Annotated in this window: 23 protein-coding genes; 7 read left to right on the top strand and 16 right to left on the bottom strand. The window is 36.0% G+C overall.

Features of this window, described 5'->3' with window-relative positions; translation table 11 throughout:
- Positions 1–20: 20 nt before the first annotated feature.
- From HMPREF3106_RS09090 to trpX, 3 genes are all read right to left on the bottom strand, one after another.
- Positions 21–803, bottom strand: coding sequence for an ABC transporter ATP-binding protein (locus tag HMPREF3106_RS09090; protein ID WP_070446037.1), 783 nt, complete (start codon positions 801–803; stop codon positions 21–23).
- Positions 804–1,700, bottom strand: coding sequence for an ABC transporter permease (locus tag HMPREF3106_RS09095; RefSeq protein ID WP_049555774.1), 897 nt, complete (start codon positions 1,698–1,700; stop codon positions 804–806). It lies immediately after the preceding gene.
- Positions 1,701–1,806: 106 nt separating this feature from the next.
- Entirely contained in the window at positions 1,807–2,841 is a 1,035-nt protein-coding gene (gene trpX, locus HMPREF3106_RS09100) for a tryptophan ABC transporter substrate-binding protein (protein WP_070446039.1), read from the bottom strand.
- Positions 2,842–3,335: 494 nt separating this feature from the next.
- On the opposite strand from trpX, the gene HMPREF3106_RS09105 reads away from it, so the two are divergent.
- Entirely contained in the window at positions 3,336–4,847 is a 1,512-nt protein-coding gene (locus tag HMPREF3106_RS09105) for a flavocytochrome c (RefSeq protein WP_070446042.1), read from the top strand.
- Between the two features lie 77 nt (positions 4,848–4,924).
- Here the strand turns inward: HMPREF3106_RS09105 and HMPREF3106_RS09110 are convergent, their stop codons facing one another.
- The gene (locus HMPREF3106_RS09110; protein WP_005606923.1) at positions 4,925–5,155 is read right to left on the bottom strand and encodes a hypothetical protein; all 231 of its coding nucleotides are present in this window, start codon (positions 5,153–5,155) and stop codon (positions 4,925–4,927) included.
- Positions 5,156–5,216: 61 nt separating this feature from the next.
- Positions 5,217–5,663: a flavodoxin gene (locus HMPREF3106_RS09115; protein WP_039849122.1), complete on the bottom strand. Its 447-nt coding sequence runs from the start codon at positions 5,661–5,663 to the stop codon at positions 5,217–5,219.
- 864 nt (positions 5,664–6,527) lie between these two features.
- On the opposite strand from HMPREF3106_RS09115, the gene HMPREF3106_RS09120 reads away from it, so the two are divergent.
- The gene (locus HMPREF3106_RS09120; protein WP_070446045.1) at positions 6,528–7,415 is read left to right on the top strand and encodes a cation diffusion facilitator family transporter; all 888 of its coding nucleotides are present in this window, start codon (positions 6,528–6,530) and stop codon (positions 7,413–7,415) included.
- A 40-nt stretch (positions 7,416–7,455) separates the two neighbouring features.
- On the opposite strand, the gene HMPREF3106_RS09125 is transcribed toward HMPREF3106_RS09120, so the two are convergent.
- The 3 genes from HMPREF3106_RS09125 to HMPREF3106_RS09135 form a co-directional block, all read right to left on the bottom strand.
- Positions 7,456–8,223: a class A sortase gene (locus HMPREF3106_RS09125; RefSeq protein ID WP_070446048.1), complete on the bottom strand. Its 768-nt coding sequence runs from the start codon at positions 8,221–8,223 to the stop codon at positions 7,456–7,458.
- 3 nt (positions 8,224–8,226) lie between these two features.
- The gene (locus tag HMPREF3106_RS09130; RefSeq protein ID WP_070446050.1) at positions 8,227–8,847 is read right to left on the bottom strand and encodes a class I SAM-dependent methyltransferase; all 621 of its coding nucleotides are present in this window, start codon (positions 8,845–8,847) and stop codon (positions 8,227–8,229) included.
- Positions 8,848–9,095: 248 nt separating this feature from the next.
- Positions 9,096–9,368: a GNAT family N-acetyltransferase gene (locus HMPREF3106_RS09135; RefSeq protein ID WP_005606929.1), complete on the bottom strand. Its 273-nt coding sequence runs from the start codon at positions 9,366–9,368 to the stop codon at positions 9,096–9,098.
- A 170-nt stretch (positions 9,369–9,538) separates the two neighbouring features.
- Between HMPREF3106_RS09135 and cbiM the strand changes: the two genes are divergently transcribed.
- The 3 genes from cbiM to HMPREF3106_RS09150 are packed head-to-tail and all read left to right on the top strand — an operon-like array spanning position 9,539 to position 12,038.
- On the top strand, positions 9,539–10,519 hold the full coding sequence (gene cbiM / locus HMPREF3106_RS09140; protein ID WP_070446052.1) for a cobalt transporter CbiM: 981 nt from the start codon (positions 9,539–9,541) through the stop codon (positions 10,517–10,519).
- A complete protein-coding gene (locus HMPREF3106_RS09145) occupies positions 10,512–11,300 on the top strand; it encodes an energy-coupling factor transporter transmembrane component T (RefSeq protein ID WP_070446054.1) in 789 nt (262 codons plus the stop codon). Before cbiM ends, HMPREF3106_RS09145 begins: the two co-directional genes overlap by 8 nt.
- Positions 11,301–11,312: 12 nt before the next feature.
- Positions 11,313–12,038, top strand: coding sequence for an energy-coupling factor ABC transporter ATP-binding protein (locus HMPREF3106_RS09150; RefSeq protein WP_070446057.1), 726 nt, complete (start codon positions 11,313–11,315; stop codon positions 12,036–12,038).
- A gap of 130 nt (positions 12,039–12,168) precedes the next feature.
- On the opposite strand, the gene HMPREF3106_RS09155 is transcribed toward HMPREF3106_RS09150, so the two are convergent.
- The 5 genes from HMPREF3106_RS09155 to HMPREF3106_RS09175 all read right to left on the bottom strand — a co-directional run bounded on the left by HMPREF3106_RS09155 (position 12,169) and on the right by HMPREF3106_RS09175 (position 16,840).
- The gene (locus HMPREF3106_RS09155) at positions 12,169–13,221 is read right to left on the bottom strand and encodes a HAMP domain-containing sensor histidine kinase (RefSeq protein ID WP_070446060.1); all 1,053 of its coding nucleotides are present in this window, start codon (positions 13,219–13,221) and stop codon (positions 12,169–12,171) included.
- Positions 13,214–13,897: a response regulator transcription factor gene (locus tag HMPREF3106_RS09160; RefSeq protein ID WP_070446062.1), complete on the bottom strand. Its 684-nt coding sequence runs from the start codon at positions 13,895–13,897 to the stop codon at positions 13,214–13,216. The genes HMPREF3106_RS09155 and HMPREF3106_RS09160 overlap by 8 nt, the downstream gene beginning before the upstream one ends.
- A gap of 38 nt (positions 13,898–13,935) precedes the next feature.
- Positions 13,936–14,625, bottom strand: coding sequence for an ABC transporter ATP-binding protein (locus HMPREF3106_RS09165; protein ID WP_371327444.1), 690 nt, complete (start codon positions 14,623–14,625; stop codon positions 13,936–13,938).
- Entirely contained in the window at positions 14,615–15,706 is a 1,092-nt protein-coding gene (locus HMPREF3106_RS09170; RefSeq protein WP_070446068.1) for an ABC transporter permease, read from the bottom strand. Before HMPREF3106_RS09170 ends, HMPREF3106_RS09165 begins: the two co-directional genes overlap by 11 nt.
- A 240-nt stretch (positions 15,707–15,946) precedes the next feature.
- Positions 15,947–16,840: a DUF2268 domain-containing putative Zn-dependent protease gene (locus HMPREF3106_RS09175; RefSeq protein ID WP_070446071.1), complete on the bottom strand. Its 894-nt coding sequence runs from the start codon at positions 16,838–16,840 to the stop codon at positions 15,947–15,949.
- Between the two features lie 162 nt (positions 16,841–17,002).
- On the opposite strand from HMPREF3106_RS09175, the gene HMPREF3106_RS09180 reads away from it, so the two are divergent.
- Positions 17,003–17,404: a GNAT family N-acetyltransferase gene (locus HMPREF3106_RS09180; protein ID WP_070446075.1), complete on the top strand. Its 402-nt coding sequence runs from the start codon at positions 17,003–17,005 to the stop codon at positions 17,402–17,404.
- A 244-nt stretch (positions 17,405–17,648) separates the two neighbouring features.
- Here the strand turns inward: HMPREF3106_RS09180 and HMPREF3106_RS09185 are convergent, their stop codons facing one another.
- Together HMPREF3106_RS09185 and HMPREF3106_RS09190 are read right to left on the bottom strand one after the other, a co-directional pair.
- On the bottom strand, positions 17,649–17,858 hold the full coding sequence (locus HMPREF3106_RS09185) for a CsbD family protein (RefSeq protein ID WP_070446077.1): 210 nt from the start codon (positions 17,856–17,858) through the stop codon (positions 17,649–17,651).
- A 188-nt stretch (positions 17,859–18,046) separates the two neighbouring features.
- The gene (locus HMPREF3106_RS09190) at positions 18,047–18,286 is read right to left on the bottom strand and encodes a GlsB/YeaQ/YmgE family stress response membrane protein (protein ID WP_005606947.1); all 240 of its coding nucleotides are present in this window, start codon (positions 18,284–18,286) and stop codon (positions 18,047–18,049) included.
- Between the two features lie 285 nt (positions 18,287–18,571).
- Here HMPREF3106_RS09190 and HMPREF3106_RS09195 point away from each other — a divergent pair, with 285 nt between their 5' ends.
- Positions 18,572–20,053 carry an AcpB/EbpR/MafR family transcriptional regulator gene (locus HMPREF3106_RS09195; RefSeq protein ID WP_070446079.1) on the top strand — a complete coding sequence of 494 codons (1,482 nt, stop codon included), beginning with the start codon at positions 18,572–18,574 and terminating at the stop codon, positions 20,051–20,053.
- 579 nt (positions 20,054–20,632) lie between these two features.
- On the opposite strand, the gene HMPREF3106_RS09200 is transcribed toward HMPREF3106_RS09195, so the two are convergent.
- Positions 20,633–21,778, bottom strand: a complete 1,146-nt coding sequence (locus tag HMPREF3106_RS09200; protein WP_070446082.1) for a low temperature requirement protein A — start codon at positions 21,776–21,778, stop codon at positions 20,633–20,635.
- Positions 21,779–22,842 lie beyond the last annotated feature (1,064 nt).

The following is a 22,842-nucleotide window of genomic DNA, read 5'->3' on the forward strand; positions in this document are numbered from 1 at the left end:
CTTTCACTTCTTCCTTTATTTTATTCACCTTGTAAGTCTGCTTCATCAAGAGCATTCATTAAACGGAATAGTTCTTCCTCTGTTAATGCTGCTTTTTCCTCTTTTGAAAAATCGCGTACAATCTCGCCACGATGCATGACAATGAGTCTGTTTCCAAAATGAATCGCGTCAGATAGATTGTGTGTAATCATAAGCGCGGTTAAGTTCTTTTCTTCGATGGTTTCTTGTGTTTTCTGCATAATTTTGCGCTGTGTTTTCGGATCAAGCGCTGCTGTATGTTCGTCTAATAGTAATAGTTGCGGAGCGTTCATCGTTGCCATGAGGAGTGAAATGGCTTGGCGTTGTCCGCCTGATAAGAGTCCGATTTCTGTATGAAGACGGTCTTCTAAGCCAAGTCCTAGCGGGGCTAGTAAGGCTTCGAATTGTTGCAATTCTTCTTTAGAAGACGTTTTAAAGAGGCTACGTTTTTGACCTCTCCGATTCGCTAAGGCTAAGTTCTCAGCAACCGTCATCCGAGGAGCTGTTCCTTGCATTAGGTCTTGGAAGACACGACTAATGTAAGCTGCGCGTTCAAAGTCCGCAGTATTCTCAATTTGATGACCACCAAACGAAATCGTTCCTTCGTCTAAAGCAAAGTTACCAGCAATCGCGTTTAGGAAAGTCGATTTTCCTGCACCATTTCCGCCGACAATCGTAATGAAGTCTCCCTCTTTAATCGTTAGGCTGACGTTTTTTAGTGCCTTATGCTCACGGGAAGTTCCAGGGAAAAATGTTTTAGATAAGTTTTGAATTTCAATACTCATTTAGTTTTCCCCCTTTCTATGGCGTGTGCTTTTTTGCTGAATCCAGCTCTTTATTTGCGGCACTGTTAAACAGAAAGCAATCAGTGCTGCTGAGATGAGTTTGAAGTCATTTGCTTGGAAAACATTGAGTAACAACACAAGCATTAATAGTAAACGATAAATAATTGATCCGTAAAGGATGCAGACAAGACGTCCCACGAAAGACTCGTCCGCAAAAATCACTTCACCGATAATAATCGCAGCTAGAGCAATAACGATGGTTCCAAGACCTGAGTTCACATCTGCGTATCCATTATTTTGCGCTAAAATCGCACCGGCTAAGGCGATGAGTGCATTGGAAAGCATCAAGCCAAATACTGTCATCTTACGCGTGTTAATTCCAAGTGCACGCGCCATCTTTTCGTTGTCCCCTGTTGCAATGAGCGCTTGTCCAAATTCTGTTTTGAAGAAGCAATACATCAAGAAGATTAAAATCCCAATCACGACAAGCCCCATAATGATGATGTCAAAATACTTTGGTAAGCCCAGTTTTGAAAGGACACTAAAAATGGTATCTTGCCCAAGCAGTGTGATATTGGCTTTCCCCATGACACGTAAGTTAATGGATAATAGAGACGTCATTGTTAAAATCCCTGCTAATAAACTTGGAATTTTACAAACAGTCATCAGAAATGCCGTCACTCCACCAGCAAGCGCCCCAGCAATCATGGCTACAAGCGTTGCTAAAAATGGGTTCACGCCTTGTTGAATCAAAATCACACAAGTGGCAGCCCCAAGAGGAAAGCTCCCCTCAGTCGTCATATCTGCAATATTTAAAATTCGAAAACTAATGAATAACCCTAGGGATAATACGCCCCATAATATCCCTTGAGAAATCGAAGAAATTACTAAATCCATTTCGAAAAAAATCCTCCTCTGAAACGATCATTATGACGTTTAAGTCATATTGTGTATGAATCACCACATCATATAGTCGTTATCATATCAACGTTTCTAAACTATCTTATTTATTTGTTGGTGTTACTTTTTGTGCATCTTTTAAGATACTTTCTGGAATTGTAATGCCTAATTTTTTCGCTTTTTCTTCGTTGACATAAACAACACCTTTGTTTGCTAATGTGATTGGTGTATCGGCTGGGTTTGCACCTTTTAATACTTTCACCACTACTTTAGCTGTTTCTACACCGATTTGGTATTGGTCAACACCTACACCTAATACTCCACCGTCAGCAACCATTGTATCCGCTGATGGGAATACTGGCACTTTAACTGCATCTGTTACTTGAACCACTGTTGCCATTGCACTTGCAATTGTGTTATCGATTGGAACGAAGATAGCATCTACTTGGCTTGCTAAGCTTTCAGTTACTTGTTGAATATCGTTTGTGTTTGCGATTGTTGATACTTTAACTTCTAGGCCTAATTCTTTCGCTGCTTTTTGTGCTTCTTCGGCTTGTTTCACAGAGTTATCTTCGCTTGAAGTGTAAAGGATTCCCACTTTCTTCATGTTAGGAAGAACTTGTTTCATGATTTCTAATTGTTGTTTGATTGGTGTACGGTCACTCACCCCTGTGATGTTGTTTCCTGGTTTTGATTCGCTTGCGATTAGGCCTGCTTCAACTGGATAAGTAATCCCACCCATGATAATTGGTGTTTCTTTTGTATTGTTCGCCAACGCTAAAGTCGCAGGAGTTGTAATCCCTACTAAGATGTTGTTTCCGCCTGAAACTAATTTTTCAGACATGCTGGCTAAGTTACTTTGGTCTCCTTGCGCGTTTTGAAGGTCGATTTCTAAGTTTTTACCAACTTCGTATCCTTCGTTCTTCAATTCGTCTTGTAGCCCTTTATAGATGGCATCTAACGCTGGGTGGCTAAGTAATTGTAATACCCCAACTTTAACGGTTTCTGTTTGTGTGGATGCTGTGTTAGTTGTATTTGTTTCTTTATTTTTGTCTCCTGATTGATTGAAGAATAGTGCTCCTATCACTACTAATACTAATAATACTCCGAATAAATAAATGCCTTTGTTCTTTTTCATGATGAATTCCTCCAAAATTGAATATGATATTGCAAACTCTATTAAAAAAAGAGACTACGTATTCCACTACGAGTCTCTCATACAAATAGAAAGACCACGTCAGCTCTAGTCTATAGATCTACGTGGTCGAGTTTGCTTTAAAAGATAAATTCCACATAGATACAAGTTCACGTCAATGAAGGTTGTATCTACATGTACAAATGTACGTTAAGAACAACCTGTATCTAGTGGCTTTGCCAACGCGTATTTAATTTTAATACGATACAAATATTTGCCATGTTCTTAACTCCTTTTCTAGTGATGTGTTCATTATGAACGCAAATGTCCTCGGTGTCAACTATTTTTTCAAAAAGATGATCTTTTATTTTTATCAATATCTATGAACACATTGTTATTTCTTAAACAATTCTTTATTTTTTATTGAGGTTTTCTTAAATCTGTGCTATTATATCAAAGGAAATTAATAAAACATTTTTTCACAAAGGAGAATGAAAATGAGAAAAGGAATTTTAGCTAGTTTAGCTTTATCTTCCGTACTATTACTAGCAGCATGCGGAAATAATAGTTCACAATCTTCGTCTTCAGCCAAAGAAACAACTACTACAACTGCTGAAGCTGTTGCAAGTGCTTCTGCTCAAAAATACGCAGATCCTTCAACATTAAAAGAAAGCTACGATGTTATCATCGTTGGTTCAGGGGGTGCTGGTCTTTCAGCAGCCATCCAAGCTAAAGAAGCTGGCTTAAATCCAGTCATCTTGGAAAAAATGCCAACTGCAGGAGGAAATACTACAAAATCTTCAGCTGGTATGAATGCTTCTCAAACGAAATTCCAAGAAAAAGAAGGAATTCAAGATTCTAACGATAAATTCTATGAAGAATCACTAAAAGGTGGACATGGAACTAACAACCCTGAACTACTTCGTTACTTAGTAGATAATTCAGCTAGTGCCATCGATTGGTTAGATTCAATGGGAATTACACTAAGCAATTTAACAACTACTGGTGGAATGAGTCAAAAACGTACTCACCGCCCTGCTGATGGTTCAGCTGTTGGTGAATATTTAGTAAATGGATTATTACGAAATGTTTCTGAAAGAGAAATTCCATTATTCGTCAATGCAGTAGTGACAAAAGTAAATGAAAAAGACGGTAAAGTAACTGGAGTTAATGTAACTATTGACGGTAAAGAAAAAACAGTCTCTGCAAAAGCAGTTGTTCTAACAACTGGTGGATTTGGTGCAAACATGGAAATGGTTACTGAATACAAACCAGAATTAAAAGGCTTTGTTACTACAAACCAAAAAGGTTCTACTGGTGACGGAATTGTTTTAGCAAAAGAATTAGGCGCTGCTACAGTAGATATGAAAGATATTCAAATTCACCCAACAGTAGAACAATCTACTTCAACATTGATTTCTGAATCTGTTCGTGGTGAAGGTGCTATTCTTGTGAACCAAGATGGTAAACGTTTCTATAATGAAATGGAAACTCGTGATAAAGTTTCTCAACAAATTATTGGATTAAAAGAAAAATATGCTTACTTAGTATTTGACTCTGCTTTAACTGAACGTGCTAAAGCTGTTAAATTCTACGAAAAACGTGGACTAGTGAAAAAAGCTGACACGATTGAAGCCCTAGCAAAAGAGATTAATGTTCCTGCTGATGCTTTAAAAGCAACCTTAGAAACTTGGAATAAAGCTGTTGCCGATAAGAACGATGCTGAATTTGGCCGTAAAACAGCAATGGATCATGACTTATCTAAAGGTCCTTACTACGCAATCCAAATCGCTCCTGGTATCCACCATACAATGGGAGGATTGAAGATTAATACGAAAGCTCAAGTTCTTAAAGAAGACGGTTCTGCGATTCAAGGTCTGTATGCAGCTGGTGAAGTAACAGGTGGTGTTCACGGTGAAAACCGTATCGGTGGTAACGCAGTTGCTGATATCATCATCTTTGGTCGTCAAGCAGGTGCCCAATCTGCTGCATATGCAAAAGAAAACTAATTAATTTCCAATTGAACAAAAACGAAAAACTCTGAAGCTGTGCTTCAGAGTTTTTTTATGAAGTGAGCTATAAAAGACTAGTCCTCATCCTTAATATCAATATCTTCTGGGATTGGTTCATCCAAGTACTTTTGATATTCTTCTAAGAGACGTTCCCGTTGTTTCAAGAAGAAGTCGAACTGCGCACTGTTCAAGAGTACCTCTCCATCCACTTCCACCGTCTTCACTTGCTTTGTTTGGATTAAATGCATGAGATATCCTAATTCGATTTCCAGATTCTCTGCAGTTTGTTGTACGGTATAATACATCCTTTTCCTCCAATAAAAAAGCTACCCTAAACGAATGGTCTAAGGTAGCCAACATTTTCAATTATGCTAAAGCTTCAACAAGGCTTTGTGCGAAAGCTTGGATATGTTCAATATCTTCTGCTTCAGCGTTTAAGTCTACTAAGACATTTTCAGCACCTTTTTTGGCACCTGTTTTTGCAAATTGAGCATCAAAATCTAATACGGATTGGCAGAACTTATCATAGAAAGTATCTCCTGAGCCAAGCGCTCCGTATACTTTTCCTGTTAAATCTTCTTCCTCTAATTCTTCATAGAAGTCAACGATTTCATCAGGTAAGTCGCCATCTGTTCCGTAAGTATATGTTGCGACAACATTAATATCATAATTATGGAATTCGCTTGCTTGTGCTGAAGTACATTCTTTCACATCTACTTCTACTCCACGTTCTTCTAATGCTTCTGCTAAAATATCCGCAATCTCTTCTGTATTACCTGTTAAACTTGCATATACGATCAATGCTGTTGCCATGATACCACTCTCTTTCTCATTCAATACAACGATTATAACAAATCCACAAAACTCCGTCTATTGTTTCTGACAAAAATAATGAAGTCTCTATACTAAACATCGAAAACTTTAAAAAACTATTCAAGCACTCCTATAATAATCCTTTACAAATTTAAAAATTAGTGGGAAGCACACATTAACTCTTTGCACTTTTTCAATTTCACGAAGGTAAATACGTAGTAAATCAATTCTTGGACCTTACGGATTTTATCATAATCATCCGTAACGATTCAAAAAATCTGTGAGCAGCACTCATTACATCTTGGCACCGGTCCATTTCACGAAGGTGAATAGCTAGTAAATCAATTCTTGGACCTTACGGATTTTATCATCACCATAATAGGGAATGATATTCAAGATGAATTAGTAGGAGTTTGAGCTTGCTCATTACTCCTACTTTGAAGATTGAAAGATGAGAGAGGAAGACTCGAATCGGTATCCTATTATGGTAATGATAATAATCGTCCGCAAATTAAAAAGTTAGTGAGAAGCACACATTAACTCCTTGCACTTTTCCATTTCACAAAGGTGAATACGTAGTAAATCAATTCTTGGGCCTTACGGATTTTATCATCACCATAATAGGGAATAATATTCAATGCGAATTAGAGGGAGTGGAAACTAGTTTCCTACTCCCTCTTTGAGGCTTGAAAGGTGCAAGACCAAGGCTTGCACCGGTATCCTATTATGGTCATGATAAAAAATGATCCGTAAGGCCCAAGAATTGATTTCCAGCACTATCCACCGAGTTTTTTTAGGTATACTTTATCTGTTGCACCCCTTTTTCAAAAGTTTTACTATAATAAACGAATTTATTTTTAGGAGATGACAATTTTGCCATTATCAGCAACGGATCGCCTTAAACAAGCCGAACGCGGAGCCCTCTTAAGTATCGGCACATATATCTTTTTATCCGCAGCAAAACTGTTCGTTGGGAAACTCTTCAACTCAGAAGCCCTGTTTGCCGATGGTTGGAACAACTTTACAGATGTGATTTCATCAATCCTTGTATTCGTAGGGTTACGCTTATCTCAAAAACCAAGCGACGAAAACCATCCCTACGGCCACTGGAAATTCGAAACCATCGCGAGCCTTGCAACTTCATTTATCATGTTCTTCATCGGGATTGAAGTCGTCAGGAACGCCTTCCAAGCATTCCTTAACCCAGTAACGGAGGCTCCTTCACTCATTTCTTCTGTCATTGGATTCTTCTCAGGGATTGTGATGATTGGTGTATACTTCTACAACAAAAACCTGGCAGCACGCATTCAATCACTAGGACTTAAGGCAACCGCTAAAGATAACTTAAGCGATGCGATGACCAGTTTCTTGACGGCCTTAGCGGTGTTATTTGCTTCTCTTGGCTTACACTGGCTCGATAATATCATGGCTTTCGTAGTCGGCCTTCTCATTGTCCGCACAGCTTATGAAGTATTTTCTGAGAGTGCCTTTCAATTAACAGACGGTTTCGACCAAACTGAACTAGATAAATATATTCCAGTTATCCTACGTCATCCCGAAGTTAAAGATATTTGTGAAATCAAAGCCCGTCGTTATGGATCAAATATTTATATCGACTTAACGGTGTGTATGGACGAAGCCTTAACAGTTTTCAAAAGCCATCAAGTAACAGAGTTTATTGAAAAAGAACTTTACGATGAATTTGCTATATCATTTATCGATATTCACGTCGAACCATATCCTTATGAGTAAAAAAATCCCAATCTCTTTTTGAAGAGATTGGGATTTTCTATTATTGAATCGTATTAAAGTTCAAGTTGAATGCCTGTTTTACAGAATCACTCGCTTCGCTAACGGGAGTTTTTGAAACGTATTTCCCTTTAAAACAATAACGTTTTGTCGCATTGTAATCATCACACGTAATTAAAGTAATTTCTGTAACACCAGGTTGGTCATTAATAACTTCCACTCGTGTTGGTTCGATTAATTCTACGGATGTTGTTTCATATTCATACACATACTCTAAATCTGTTGTATAAATCTTATCTCCAACTTTTAAGTTAACCAGCGGAGAGAATAATAAAGTCATATCTCCGAAATAATTATGACTCGCTAACGCGTAGTTTCCTTGGCCCATTTTCTGTGTGGGTTTCATCGTTCCAGCACCCGATAGAAGGACTTCATTCGCTAAGCCTTTATAAATTGGTAAATTCAGCTTCACACTTGGAACTGCGATTTGTCCTAGTGTTAAAAATGTGCCTTTTTTCATATTGGCTTTTAAAACTTGATTTAAATCAATCGGTTCTACTTTAGAAAAGTCAAATTCCGCTTCTTGTAATTCATTGGCTTTAACCGCTGATAATGTTAACGAAGAATTGATTTGAGACTGTTCTGCTTGTAGTCTAGATAATAAGAATGTACGAATCGGATCCGCAGCTAACAAGATGGCAGCAATCACAAATAAAATCGACGCCAAAAAGATTCTCCAGTTGAATTTTTTCTTTGGCTTATGATTCTTCTGCTGGTTTCGATTATTTCTTCTTCCTTCTATTTTTTCCATACATCAATCCTCTTTCTCTTTTGTGCTCACAAGGATCCAATATCCCTTATCTAAAGCAATACGCTCTACATTTCCAAAGACTTCTTGCATTTTCTTTTGCGCACTTGGAGCACCTTGTTTTTTCTGAATTACGATGACAAGTTGGCCGCCATCTATTAAATAGTCATTCGCCTCTTCTAAAATACGATGAACCACTTCTTTTCCTGCACGAATCGGCGGATTACTAATAATGACAGAATAGTCCTTCGCATTTATTGCATCATAAATCGAACTTTCGTGAATCGATACATTTTCAATCCCATTCGCTTTAGCATTACGTCTAGCTAATTCGAGTGCACGTTCATTGACGTCTACCATTTCTACATGCATCTTCGGATAGGCCTTTGCAAAAGACAAACCCATTGGACCATAACCACAACCAACATCTAACAGTTTTCCTTCCTGAAAAGAAGAAGGAACTTCATATGACTCAATCAATAACTGACTTCCAAAATCAATGGTATTCTTTGAAAACACTCCATTGTCACTAACAAACTGGAAAGAGAATCCTTTTAAAACATAACTAAAATGTTTCTCTTGACTCTTACTATTTGGTTGATGTGTATAATAGTGATTTTGATTCATGAGTATCTCCTTTTTTGTATCTTTCTTCATACTAGCATAAATCACCTTTTTTCCAAAACAAAAAACCCGCTGTTTGGGAACAGCGGGAAAAGGTTAGGAGGGTTTACTAATAAAAAAATGTTGGGAGTTCATTTTTTTATTTGGGAGAAGTAAACCTTAGGTGTTTTATTGGGTATGAATAGATTATAGAGGTTACTTTTGAATTTTTTGTGAATTTTACTTTGAATTTTTTTAAAATGAAACTTTTTTTATATTTTGATATCGTCGTAGTCAGTACTTTTTTTGAATAATTCCACTACGTACGAACAAATTGGGCGAACTTTTAAGTTTTCCTCTCTTGCATACACAGCTAATCGTTCTACTAATTGACGTGCTACTCCTTGTCCACGAAGACTAGGATCTACAAAAGTGTGGTCCGCACCAATCACTCCCTCTTCTTCCAGAGTATACGTGATTTCAGCATCCACTTCTCCAGCAGCATTATAATGTCTAAACGCTTGATTTTCTTGAACAAATTCCATTAATGAGTCCCCCTTTATAGTTCTATCTTTAGTATACGACTCAATGAGATAGAAATCGAAGAATGTGATTCAAAATAGTAACATTTGTTATACCTATTTTGTAACGAAGTCATTTTTTTGATTGTGGTATTCTGTTAACAGAAATTATTTTTCAGAATGGAGAATTTGTTATGCATATACCCGATAATTATTTAAGCCCAACAACTTGTGCAGTTTTAGCAGTTGCTGCTGCTCCGGTAGTGGGATTATCCATTACGAAAGTAAAAGCTCAATTAAAAGAGAATAAAGAATTAGCACCTATGCTTGGAATCGCCGCTTCGTTATCTTTCTTATTAATGATGTTTAATGTCCCCGTTCCCGGTGGTACAACTGCTCACGCTGTTGGTGGCGTGTTACTTTCAATCTTAATTGGACCGTATGCCGCGAGTCTGGCACTCAGCGTCGCCCTTCTTTTACAGGCACTTCTTTTTGGTGATGGAGGAATTCTTGCTCTTGGCGCAAATATTTTCAACATGGCGATTGCAATGCCATTTGTCGGATATTCCGTTTACAATTTCTTCCGTAAACAAAACCATGAAACAGCTGGAGTTCTCGTTGGTTCTTACGTAGGGATCAATGTGGCGGCATTTTTAACAGCCGTTGAACTTGGAATCCAACCAATCATTGCCACTCAAGGAGGAGAGCCACTGTATAACCCTTATGGATTAGCAGTTACGATTCCTGCCATGATGGCAACTCACTTAACGATTGCCGGTGCCGTGGAAGTCTTCTTTACTTATGTGATTTATCGTTTCGTAAAACAAGTTGCTCCACAAGAACTATACACACCAACTTCAGTCAATACGGCTTCTTTCGTGAAGAAAATCCGCTATGTCTTAATCGCCTTAGTTGTGTTAAGTCCATTAGGATTATTAGCAGAAGGTACTGCTTTTGGAGAATGGTCATCTGAAGAACTTGCTGAAATGATGACTAATGTTCCCGCAGGAATCGAGAATGGATTTTCATTCGAAGCACTCTTCAGTGACTACACCATCCCTGGAACAAACATCGCAGTTGGATATATTTTATCTGCCATTACTGCACTATTAATCTTCTATATTTTAGGAAAAATGATTCGAACAATGAATGGAGCAAAAGTATCTCATGCGTAAACTACCTGATTGGCTACAGACAGAAGAAGCACTCGCAACCTCTTCAAAAAGCCATCAATATTTACAAATGAATATCAACTCATTGCGCCGTCTCCTTGGCAAAATGAAGCAAACGACACCCGCATTGAAGGCAAAATCTTCGTCCTCAATGCGGCTCGTTTACTTTGTTTGTTTAGCCATTCTGATCACACTCAGCCACTCCACCATCCAACTGTGGATTTTGGCGATTTTCCTATTGGCACATATCTCCTTTCTTCCTGGAGAGGCGCTCCTTCGTCACTGGAAAATACTAACGCGCGTCCTCATTTTTACAACGATTATCCTCTTACCAAGCATTCTTCTAAGAGGCTTCCAAAATAGCAGTCTATTCCTTAGTCGCACGGGTATTCTCGTATTAAACTTATCCCTCTTTTTAGCAACAACCACAAGTGTCCAACTCGTTGAGGCGCTTCGTCAGTTGCATTTTCCAAAAACGATGATTCAAACGATCGAACTCGCGATGAAATACACTTATATCCTTGGAAAACATCTTCAGCAACAAATCGAATGCGTCCAACTGAGAACCATCGGACAAAAAGTCAACCTCAGCCTCTTCGGATCGATTCTGGGCCTATTGTATTTATCATCGAAAAACCACACTAAAGAAGTCTACGAGGCCATGACGCTTCGAGGCTACGGAATGAATGCCAAACATAAAGTCCCTTTCCACTGGAAGAAAGAGGACGTCTTATTATTACTCGAATTAATCGTGCTGGTTGTCGTAACAACCATGCTACGATAGAAAGGAACGCTTATGATTACAATTCACGATGGAAATTATCACTACAGCGAAGATATTGGAATCCACGACATCAACCTTCATATCGATAAAGGCGAAACAGTGGCTTTGATGGGACCAAATGGAGCCGGTAAATCTACGCTCTTTAAAATTTTGGTTGGATTACTCCCTCTCTCTTCTGGACAGTACCAATTTAACGATTGGAATGTAGATGCAGAATTCTTAAAAGAGCCAAGTAACGCTGGTCACTTATACCAACAAGTCGGTTTGATTTTTCAAAACAGCGATATTCAACTGTTCAATACGACGGTTTCTGAAGAACTTGCCTTTGGTCCACGTCAACTCGGATTATCCGAAAAAGAAATCGAAAAACGAGTGAATGATACACTGTCACTCCTTGAAATCGAACACTTAAAAGACCGGATCCCATACCACCTTTCTGGCGGGGAAAAGAAACTCGTGGCGATTGCTAGTGTGCTCACCATGAATCCAAGCGTATTATTGTTTGATGAGCCCTTTAACGGCCTCTCACCAAAATATCAACGCATCATTGTGGAATTACTAGAAGAGTTAAAAACAGCAGGAAAAACCATCATTATTTCCTCTCATCATTTCGATCAAATTGCCTCTATCGTTGAACGTGTCCTTCTCTTTTCAGAAGAACATACGATTACTACTAGCTATTCAAAAATGGATTGGGAAAACCATCCAGAACTAAGAAAAGCATTTACTACTTGTTAAAAATCAAATGTATCATTTTTGATACATTCGATTTTTTAGCTCTATATTATAAACTTTTCTACAGTATATAAAAGATACCGAAATTCACTTATAAGTGAATTTCGGTATCTTTTATTTTACCTTCAATAATTTATTGTTTTGGCAGTATTACTTGAAACGTACTCCCTTTTCCAATCTCGCTTTCAACTGATATACTTCCACCCAGTTGATCTACAATTGTTTTTACAATCGTTAATCCTAAGCCATTCCCTTCTTGCACATGAGAATGTTCCACTTGATAAAATTGTTCAAAAATATGTCGTTGATCTTCCTCGCTCATTCCAATTCCATTATCAGCAATCGTGACTCTAGCGGTATCATTCTCTTCTTGGATATCAATCGTTAAATGCACGTTATCCGAAGAATACTTCACCGCATTATCCAGCAAATTTGTCCACACTTGCATGCTTAAATCTGGATCCGTCACACAATGAACGGGCTGACTCGTAAAGGTCAAGTCAATCTCTTTTTGCTTCCACTTTTCCGTAATCAAAATCACAGCATGACGGATTTGTTCATCCAGTTGAAGTGGTTTTTTCTTTGGTTCAAAATCACGTTCCATCTTTGTCAATGTGACGATTCCATCACATAAACGACTTAGACGAAGGCTCTCTGAACGCAAAATACCTGTCAAATCTTTTCTAGTAGATTCATCAAGCTTTTCGTCAGCTAATAAGTCACTCACTCCTACAAGAGAAGCGATTGGTGTTTTCAGTTCATGAGAAAGATTAGCAATAAACGCAGATCGATGTTCGTCACTACGTCTCAAGTCCTCGGCCATCTGATTCACATGTTGAGAAAGCTGAGCCAATTCATTGTGATATTTAGCAGTGTCTTTAGGATAATGCTTGAGAGGAATCTTACGGTTAAAATCTCCTCTTGAAATGGCCTTAACAGATTCATTCAATTCTGAAATAGGTTTCGTTAAATGAACAGACCCATACCACATGGCAAGACTCCCTACGAGAATAATGACTAGGCTAAAAATAATTAACCATGTTTGGAAGCTAACCTCTACCATAAACCAGTGTTTTAGGACAAAAACAGTCATTAAACCAATAATACTTGTGCTCACTAAAACACTGCAAAACATGAAGACGAAATAGTTTCTGAGAGGAAATTGTATTTCTTTTTGTTTATCCATTTTTAATCGTCCCTTTATACCCTAACCCTCGTATCGTTACAATTTCAAAATCTTTATTCTCCTTAAATTTTTGTCGGACCCTTTTAATGCATGCATCTACTAATCTTTCGTCAAGGTCCTCTTCCATCCCCCAAATATCATCCAATAAATCCAAACGAGTAAATATTTTTTCTGGATTACTGAGTAATTTATAGAGTAAATAGAATTCTTTTCGAGGAATTTGATAGACTTCATCTCTTTCTAAATCCGTTAAAGTTAATGCATTGTAATCAAGTCTTGTATGTTCAAAAAGCAGCAGTTTCTCTGTTTCTAATTGAGCTCTTCTAAGTAAGGCTTGTACTCGTAGAACAAGTTCAGTTAAACGAATCGGCTTCACCATGTAGTCATCAACGCCTAACTTAAAAGCTTCTTCCAGAGATTCTAACTGAGATTTTGCCGTAATCATTAAAATGGGCAAAGTATGCTTCGTTTCTCGTAAAGCTTTTACAAGAGCGTATCCATTCATCACGGGCATCATAATATCAGAAATTAATAAATCGACTTGATGCTTCTCCATTAACGAGAGAGCTTCCTCTCCGTTTTCAGCAACGTAAATCGTGTAGTTTTCTTGTTTTAACTTGGTCGTAATCAATGTGCGAATCGCATGATCGTCTTCAGCAACTAATATACTAAACATAGCTCCACCTTCTTTCTGGAACATTATAGCATAAATGCTTACAGACGAACTAACTTCCCTTTTTTCATCTCGTAAACCGTATCTACATACTCAAGTACTGAACGGTCATGAGTCACCATGATAGCACTCTTATGTTTAGACTTCACTTCACGCTGAATTAATTGCGCAATTTCTTTTCCTCTTTCAGGATCAAGACTTGCGGTAGGCTCATCCGCTAATATTAATTGCGGATTCCCAATAAAGGCACGAGCAATCGCAGCACGCTGCTTTTGACCGCCTGACATTTGATTTGGATACTGACCGTAGCAATTCTCTATACCTAGCTCTGCCAATAATCCTTTGACTTCTTCTTTTCGTTTTGAAGCTTCTTTCTCACCTTTTAATTTTGCTACTACTTCTAATTGGTCTCCAATTTTCATATAGGGCAATAATTGATGATCCTGGAAAATAAAGCCTAATAACTCTAGTCTCTTCTTCGTCCATTCACTTTGTTTTAAATTCGTAAGATTTTGTCCCCCTATAATTACTTGACCGCTATCAGAAGATAGGAGTAGTCCTGCAATCGATAAAAGCGTTGATTTTCCTGACCCAGAAGGCCCTAGGATGGCCACAAATTCTTGTGGTTCAACGGTTAAATTCAAGTCGCAAATAACATCTCTCATTTGATTTCCATCTGCGTATGATTTTTTTATCTGTTGTAATTCAATCACTGACATCTTATTCACCATTTCCACCAATCACTTCGATTGGATCTACTTTCTTAATTTTTAATAGAGATAATGCTCCGCAAATAATCGAAATAACGATAAAGCTAACTGAAATGACTGCATTATCTTCGGCTTTCATATAAAACGGCATGCTTACAGGTAAGAATGGCGTTAAGGCTAAGGCAAGACCTAATCCAATGCCAATCCCGATAATAGAAAGAATCCCTACTTGTGACAGTTGAATTCTAGTTATTTCTCCCATTGACATTCCGATTGCTTTTAACACACCAAATTGTTTCAGTTTTTGCAAAGCTAAGATGTAGAAGAATACTCCAAGGATTGCGGCTGAAGCGATTAATAATACCCAAGTCATTGTTTTTAAAATCATATTGGTTGCAGTATATCCTGGAATTTTATTAATAATTTGTTGCTTATTCGATACCATCAACTGTTCTGATAAATCTTCAGCTGTTACCGCTTGGCTTGTGATGATGGCTTGTGGTTGCCAAGTGTAATTTGGATTTTTCTTCTGACGCATCTCTTCTAATGTCTTAGAACTAATGAAAGCTACTGAACTATGCCCATATTTTGCGTCTTTGGCAAAAGCGACTACTTTTAGTAAAATATCTGAAGTCTTATCTTTAATGGTATCCCCAACGTGAATTCCTTTTGCCTTGTACGATTCATCAAGAATCACTTCATTATCGGATAAGTTCCCCGCTACATAACCGTCTTCTGCTTTAATCGTTAAATTTTTGTACGTATCCATTGCAAAGAACGTCACATCTTGCGAACCTTCCTCGTCCTCTTTCATAAACGTAGAACGTTGAATTACTAGCCCCGTCTGCTCTTCTAGATGGAGGTCTTCAATTTCCGTTAGTTCTGAACTTGTAAGAGTTGAGTAAGGAATCACGCCTTCTGAATCCTTTGAGAGAATATATTGAACGTCTCCAAATGTATCAATTTGTGCCATAATAATTCGTCCTAAGCCGTTCGTTAAACCGGACAAGAAAATGACCATAAACATCATGATAACAATCAGTACCTCAATTAAAATAAATTTTTTTGGTTGGTATTTAATTTCATTCCATGCTATTTTCAATGTAATTTCTCCTCTTTATAAAATCATAAGCCTAGTATACGTGAGTTTTATGACTTGAATATGACATCATTTCGGAAATTAGGACTTTCAAGAACCAATCACGTCCTGTTTGAGTTGGAGTTATGTGAGGACTTTTAATGGGAACTATTTTTCTTACTCAGGATTTTTTTATAATTGATGGAAGATGCAGATAACGAAAAAAAACAGTAGATTGGGTTTCTACTGCTTTTCTTTTTTACTTTAATTCCAAAATTCTTCTACTTGACTTAAAATTTCATCTGCTGTTTTTAGTGTTGCTTCTTCAATAGAAATCCCTGTTTTCTTCAAATAGTACTTGATGAGATGGTACCCACAAGTATATCCAGAAGCGTAAGGAAGACCGACTGGGTTACCACCTTGCATCTTTGTAATTTCATCGCCATATAAATACGGCATTGCTTCTTGCATATTGTTAATAGAAAGACTGTCTTTTAATTTTGGTTTAATAATCGTATTTAATGTTTCAAGATCATTCTTTGTGACCCAAGGACCAATATTTTCTTGTCCAAACATTTTCTCTGCAAAATTCTCTGCAAGCCCCTCTGCAACAATCATTTCTTTTAAGGATCCCATTTCCCAATCAACGAATTGATAACGAATATTATGATTGCATTCATGCGCCATCGCAGAAGCAATTCTATTGATGGTATATTCATTTGGTACAAGGGATAGGAAAATATACCCTGGAATCCCTCCATCTCCACTGTAATTTTCATTAATCCTCATCATTGGACTCGCTTCGTTTCCTAGTAAAGCCGTAACATAGTAATCTTGTTGTTTTAATGAAATTCCTTTCGATGTAAAGCTTTCAACGGAACGGTTAAAGGCTTGTTTAATAGTCTCCCAAAACTCTTTATCGAATTGATTGATCATTTGAAGGTCTTCTTCAGATAAATCTTTTGGCATCTTGTGCATATACCCCATTAGTGTCATCACATTGAATGGAATTCTTTCATCAAATGAAATCCGTTGAATAGCGAACTTTTCTTTGAAGGGTAGTAATAATTTTTCTTTGAATAAAGCATCTCTTTGATCTACAGGAAGCGTTAAGAGCTCTCTATAAACACTGTCTGATTCGATTAAATGTAATTTCATAACATATTCCTCCTTTGATCGATATTAGGAGTATATACCCTTACGTTACGTAAGAGTCAACACCTTTTCATTCACCCTTCTTAAATCAACTCTCATCAATTACAAAATAAAGGGATGGTGTTATAATAAATGAGCAAATAAGTTATGGGAGGACTCTTTCTTATGGAATTTACTCATAAAATTCCCAGCGTAGAAGCTTATAATCAATTAAGAGTAAACGCGGGAATGAATAGCACTAAGCCTCATTCTGAAGTAAAAAAAGCACTTGAAGGGACTCTATTTTTTGTTTCTGTTTATGAAAATGATGAACTCATTGGCCTAGGAAGAATCGTTGGAGATGGCGGGGTCACTTTTGTCGTATCCGATATTATGGTAGACAAAAAGTTTCAAAGACGTGGAATTGCCAATAGAATCATGGAAATGATTGATCAGTGGTTTGACGAAAATACACATGAGAGCAGTTTTATCACTTTGCTAGCTAAAGTCCCTGCAGACAAGCTCTATCATAAGCATCATTTTTCCTATCTTGACGAAACTCGAGTGGGCATGATTCGAGAAAAATAAAAGACTTATCATCTTTTTATAGAATCACTAACTTTAAACTCCCAGAATCCTTTAGTTACAATCAATGAAAAAGTTCTTGGTTTTCAAAAGAATTCAAAAAAACAAAATGGATGTCCCCTGTTCAATACAGGGAAACATCCATGCGTTCAGCTTAATTTAATAATGTGTCCAGGATTCTGGGTACATATCATTAAATGTTCTCTTTTTTTAAATTATAAATTACAAAGATGCTTTGCAAGAGAAACTAACTCTTAGTGTCATCTTTATTAATCATATTTTTAACGCCTTCGATTGCTCCTTCGACCGCATCTTTTGCATCTTCAGCAACTTCTTTAACTTTGGAAACTACTTTTTCAGCAGCCCCTTCTTTTTCTGTTTTTTTATCACCAGTTAATTTTCCAAGCCCTTCTTTAACAGAGCCTTTAGCTTGATTGAATTTTTCTTCTACAGACATAGTCTTTACCTCCATTATGAGTTTTAAGTGTTTCGTGTTTTTATAGAAAAGAAATAGAATAAGAATCTCTTTCCGTACTTAGAGCATTAATGAACGCGAGCTTTTTGATTAGACAAAGTATTTTTTTTGACCTATTGAATCCTCACATCATTAAATTTTAAATTGTATTTTGAATGTTATAAGACAATTTATGCCTTTTTACCCAAAAAGAATGATACAACAGCTACTACAATAACTGCACCAATGATAGAGGGAAATAAGGCCATTCCAGCCAAACTAGGGCCCCAAGTTCCCAAAAGTGATTGACCCACAGATGAACCGACTAAACCTGCAACAATGTTTGCAATAACACCCATAGAGCCACCTTTTTTAGTGATTGATCCAGCAATAAGACCAATGACACCTCCGACAATAATAGACCAAAGCATATCGATTCTCCTTTCTAAATTTACTAAATCAAAATTCAAATCTTTTGATTAATGTGATTATATAATTTGCCAACTTGGAAACATAATAATTAAGCTTAATTTCCCCGCCGATTTTATGTACTTTAAATACAATAAAACGATAAAACATTGATTTTAGATGGTTTTGAGAGAAAATTAAGATGGCTTTTCATATATTATGAGTTGTTAAGTGAATTAAAACATACACATTATGGTAAGATTGAATTATAATAAAACCACTATACTATACAGAAAGATAACAATTTTATGCGAGAATTACTGTCTAAAAAAAGTCACAGACAATTAGAATTATTAGAAATACTATTTGAAAATAAGCGCTGGTTTCACATTTCTGAACTAGCTGAATTATTGAATTCTACAGAGCGTTCAGTAAAAGATGATTTATCCCATGTCAGGTCTTCTTTTCCCGACTTGATATTTCATTCTTCAACAAATGGTATACGTATCATTAATACCGATGATAGTGATATTGAGATGGTCTATCATCATTTTTTTAAACATTCAACTCATTTTTCAATTTTAGAATTTGTTTTTTTTAATGAAGGATATGATGCTGAGAGTATTTGCAAAGAGTTTTATATCAGTTCTTCGTCTCTTTACCGTATCATCAGTCATATTAATAAAATTATTAAGAAACAATATCATTTTGAAATTAGCCTCAATCCTGTTCGAATTACTGGAAATGAGATAGATATTCGTTACTTTTTTGCCCAATATTTTTCAGAAAAATATTATTTCCTTGAATGGCCTTTTGAAGATTTTTCACCAGAACCGCTCTCTCAATTATTGGAACTGGTTTATAAAGCAACATCTTTCCCTATGAATTTATCAACTCACCGAATGTTAAAGTTGCTCCTAGTTACGAATTTATATCGAATAAAGTTTGGTCATTTCCTGGAAGTTGAAAAAGACTCTTTTAATAATCAATTGTTGGAATTTCTAATGCAGGAAGATGAAATGGAAGATATTATCAAAAAATTTGAAACAGAATACAATATCTCTTTAACGAAAGAAGTAATAGGGCAATTGTTTGTATCCTATTTTCAAAAAATGTTTTTCATAGACGAAAAAGTATTTCTGAAATATACAATGACGGACAGCTATGTAAAGAAATCATATCATTTGTTGGGAGATTTAGTTGATCAGGTATCAAGAGAGTATAATATTAAAATAGACAATAAGGACAATCTTATTTGGCATCTGCATAATACGGCACATCTTCATCGCCAGGAATTATCTACAGAGTTTATCCTATTTGATCAAAAAGGCAATACAATCAAGAACTTTCAAAATATTTTTCCTCGATTTGTTTCCGATGTAAAAGAAGGGATTCTGCATTACTTACAGACTTTGGATATTGATAGTAGTTCAATGAGAGTCAATCATTTGGCCTATACTTTTATCACCCATAGCAAACACTTGGTACTAAATCTTTTACAAAATCAACCCAAATTAAAAGTTTTGGTTATGAGTAATTTTGATCAATATCATGCAAAATCAGTAGCGGAGACTCTTTCTTATTATTGTAGTAACAATTTTGAACTTGAAGTTTGGAATGAATTAGAATTATCAATTGATTCTCTAAAAGAATCACCGTACGATATTATCATTTCTAATTTTATTATTCCTCCTATTGAAAATAAGAGACTGATTTATTGCAATAATATTAATACAGTCACTCTAATCTCTCTCCTTAACGCGATGATGTTTATTCGATTAGACGAGTAACGTAGATTATGTTTATAACAAATTAATATCCACCGGCTAAGTGAAGCGCAGTAGGTCTACTTAGATGTTAGTAAAAAATCATGACTTCAACGTTTTTTTAATTCTGTTTTTGCCGTTTTATTTAGTTTGGTCTAAAGAGATATCTAAACATTTTCACTTTTTTGAGTATAAAAAAAGTGAGAAACATTGATAAATCAACATTTCATTACACTTTCAATTTCACGGAACAAATACGGAACAATACGCATAAAAAAATGCCCCCTGCATGAATTTGTAAGAACTTTTCATATTGAAAATAAACAAAAATGTTGAAATATAGCTGATTTTAGGGAAATACTTTTAGGTATTTTCAATGTCAGGATTTAAAAATGGGGCAAAAGTGGGGCAAAAACTAATTAACGAAAAAAATATCGAGTTCGTGCATCAAGTAAATGATAAATTGCAAGAATAAGTGCAACATTTACTCGAACTCATCCTCTAGAGCTTCACTAGCAGTTCTGTAAGCTAAACATTTTCGTGGTCGGTGATTGATATCATATAAAGCCTTGGTTCCCAAAGCTTTTTTATGTTATAAACTCATTAAAAGAACCCCCAGTTAGATTTGGAATATTTTTTATTCTGTGTCACATAAAAATAAATAAAATGAATGGCTATAGCTAGAGCTAAAATGGTTGTTATACTCACTACTATTATAGGATTAGAAGCAAAGATTAAAGAGAGAATCAAGGCAGCCAGATAGAGTGTCGCTTGGACACAGTAGTAACTTTTCGAATAGCGAAGATAGTGTTTGTTATAGGGCCCATTTACTAGGACAGCAGCTTGAAAGAGGCCAAATCCGATATAAGAGAAGCTGGTTGCAAAGAGAAGATTAGCTTCAGGATTCAGAAGAAAACTCATCGAAACGATCATCATAATAAGTCCAATGAAAATAGGATAGTGACTGTAAATTAGAAATAGTCCCTTTTGATTAGATTCTTCATCAATAGCATGGTCGAATTGACCAAAATAAAACAAGAACAGAGAAAGCATAATAATGAAATAAAGAACCGAATAAATCGAGAAATTCTCGATTGTAAAAAAGTTAGCTAGCTCCATAATCATCTCTCCAAACGTAATAATGACAAGAAGGGAGATGCGCTCGATTAAATGGGGGAGATTTACCTGGTAATGCTTATCTTTACTAAGCAAGATAATTGGCATAATAAATGTTAGCAGAATACTAGCAAATAAGACAGAGACTCCAACGTAAATAGGAAGAAGAGCTGCTAGATAGACTCCTAAACTTCCTAGACCTGTTATCCATAGAAAACCTTTGATACTTTCCCGTTCAACATTATCGGTTGATTTTCTAAAAAATTCAACCAAATATTGTAAAAATAAGATAAAGGTTAATGTACCAACAGCCCAACAAAGATAATGAAAATATTGTTGCCAATCAGGTCCAATCATATTGGCTATAAAGAGTAAAAGTCCCATTTTGATAAACATGATTACCATGTTAAATAAAGAGTTCTTTCCATAGCGATTGGTATAAACGGTTTGAATCATCCATGAATCAGTGAGAACCAAAACAGCCATGAAAAAATCAAGGAAAGAATTCCAAGTCAAAATACCGTTATGAAGATGCTCAATTAAAGTAGTTGCTTTTGAAATTGCAAAAACAAAAACTAGGTCATAAAAAAGTTCTGAAAATTCTACACGTTTATGTTTAATAAGAGTTGTCATCTTAAGTCCTTTCTATTCTAGAAGTACAATTTATTATAACAGAAAATGGTAATGAGAGAAAAGGAGATGCTTAAATAACTTCATGTGACGCGAATTGTCAAAACCTTTTTTCTCTCATTTTTTAGTGCTAAGACTACACAAAAAGCCTTAGAAAACCAAGGCTTTTTGTGCATAAAAAAATGCCCCCTACAGGGCAGAAGGATGCCTAAAAACATAGCAAAATAACACGTAAAATCAACGTTTTTAGCTTTATTAGTTCTGTTTTTATCCCGTTTTGCTTAGTTTGGTCTAAACCAATTTCTAAACCTTTTTCTAAACCATTTTTATAAAACTCCACCCTCACGATAAGAGTAAAAAGAAGTTACTAATTTCTAATATTTGATATATAGCTATTATTGATTTTTAATTTAGCTTTCGTTATAATTTCTCTGTATCCACTTCACGTTTTTTAAGGTTTTAAAGTAAGTGGGTACTTTTTTTATTTAAATATGACTTGTTTAACCCTAGTTTTAACTTTGCTTTAGTTGGTATCTAGGGCTTTTTTTGCGTTATGCAAAATAAAAATTAAGGGGAGTTTGTGTGAGCTAGAGGGGGGCGCGGTCTGAAATTGCCTTTTTCTCTAGTGATTTTCACATGGGGTATCCGTTTACACCTCTAGCATCATGGCAAACACATACACTATCTTGTTCTATGATTTAAAATAAACCATCGATTCAACTTCTTTATCAGTTATATACAGTATACATTGGCAGTTACTTCTATTGTCTTATTCCTATAGATTAGTTACTTACATTCTCCTTTATTCTCTTATCACTCTTCCTACTATTCACTAATATAATTTAAAGCCTCAATAAAGTCCGTTTACTGTATTGTGTTTTTTTATGATGATCATGATGCGTTTGATAGCTATTATAAGTAAACTAATTCTTTTATGATTTTCAAACTAAGAAACGTTAACCGACAATCTAAAACAGATAAGAGTATTTCTTTATTACTGTTTATGAATGTATATAAATAACCCCCTTACCTTTGAAGTGCACCCTAAAAGTTAGACAGAAAATCTA

It is taken from the genome of Granulicatella sp. HMSC31F03, from assembly GCF_001807725.1.
In the GTDB taxonomy this organism is placed as follows: Bacteria; Bacillota; Bacilli; order Lactobacillales; family Aerococcaceae; genus Granulicatella; species Granulicatella adiacens.

Bases quoted from the DNA above. Each gene is read 5' to 3' on its own strand.
- HMPREF3106_RS09090 (WP_070446037.1), bottom strand. From the start codon at position 803: ATGAGTATTGAAATTCAAAACTTATCTAAAACATTTTTCCCTGGAACT.
- HMPREF3106_RS09095 (WP_049555774.1), bottom strand. From the start codon at position 1,700: ATGGATTTAGTAATTTCTTCGATTTCTCAAGGGATATTATGGGGCGTA.
- trpX (WP_070446039.1), bottom strand. From the start codon at position 2,841: ATGAAAAAGAACAAAGGCATTTATTTATTCGGAGTATTATTAGTATTA.
- HMPREF3106_RS09105 (WP_070446042.1), top strand. From the start codon at position 3,336: ATGAGAAAAGGAATTTTAGCTAGTTTAGCTTTATCTTCCGTACTATTA.
- HMPREF3106_RS09110 (WP_005606923.1), bottom strand. From the start codon at position 5,155: ATGTATTATACCGTACAACAAACTGCAGAGAATCTGGAAATCGAATTA.
- HMPREF3106_RS09115 (WP_039849122.1), bottom strand. From the start codon at position 5,663: ATGGCAACAGCATTGATCGTATATGCAAGTTTAACAGGTAATACAGAA.
- HMPREF3106_RS09120 (WP_070446045.1), top strand. From the start codon at position 6,528: ATGACAATTTTGCCATTATCAGCAACGGATCGCCTTAAACAAGCCGAA.
- HMPREF3106_RS09125 (WP_070446048.1), bottom strand. From the start codon at position 8,223: ATGGAAAAAATAGAAGGAAGAAGAAATAATCGAAACCAGCAGAAGAAT.
- HMPREF3106_RS09130 (WP_070446050.1), bottom strand. From the start codon at position 8,847: ATGAATCAAAATCACTATTATACACATCAACCAAATAGTAAGAGTCAA.
- HMPREF3106_RS09135 (WP_005606929.1), bottom strand. From the start codon at position 9,368: ATGGAATTTGTTCAAGAAAATCAAGCGTTTAGACATTATAATGCTGCT.
- cbiM (WP_070446052.1), top strand. From the start codon at position 9,539: ATGCATATACCCGATAATTATTTAAGCCCAACAACTTGTGCAGTTTTA.
- HMPREF3106_RS09145 (WP_070446054.1), top strand. From the start codon at position 10,512: ATGCGTAAACTACCTGATTGGCTACAGACAGAAGAAGCACTCGCAACC.
- HMPREF3106_RS09150 (WP_070446057.1), top strand. From the start codon at position 11,313: ATGATTACAATTCACGATGGAAATTATCACTACAGCGAAGATATTGGA.
- HMPREF3106_RS09155 (WP_070446060.1), bottom strand. From the start codon at position 13,221: ATGGATAAACAAAAAGAAATACAATTTCCTCTCAGAAACTATTTCGTC.
- HMPREF3106_RS09160 (WP_070446062.1), bottom strand. From the start codon at position 13,897: ATGTTTAGTATATTAGTTGCTGAAGACGATCATGCGATTCGCACATTG.
- HMPREF3106_RS09165 (WP_371327444.1), bottom strand. From the start codon at position 14,625: ATGGTGAATAAGATGTCAGTGATTGAATTACAACAGATAAAAAAATCA.
- HMPREF3106_RS09175 (WP_070446071.1), bottom strand. From the start codon at position 16,840: ATGAAATTACATTTAATCGAATCAGACAGTGTTTATAGAGAGCTCTTA.
- HMPREF3106_RS09180 (WP_070446075.1), top strand. From the start codon at position 17,003: ATGGAATTTACTCATAAAATTCCCAGCGTAGAAGCTTATAATCAATTA.
- HMPREF3106_RS09185 (WP_070446077.1), bottom strand. From the start codon at position 17,858: ATGTCTGTAGAAGAAAAATTCAATCAAGCTAAAGGCTCTGTTAAAGAA.
- HMPREF3106_RS09190 (WP_005606947.1), bottom strand. From the start codon at position 18,286: ATGCTTTGGTCTATTATTGTCGGAGGTGTCATTGGTCTTATTGCTGGA.
- HMPREF3106_RS09195 (WP_070446079.1), top strand. From the start codon at position 18,572: ATGCGAGAATTACTGTCTAAAAAAAGTCACAGACAATTAGAATTATTA.
- HMPREF3106_RS09200 (WP_070446082.1), bottom strand. From the start codon at position 21,778: ATGACAACTCTTATTAAACATAAACGTGTAGAATTTTCAGAACTTTTT.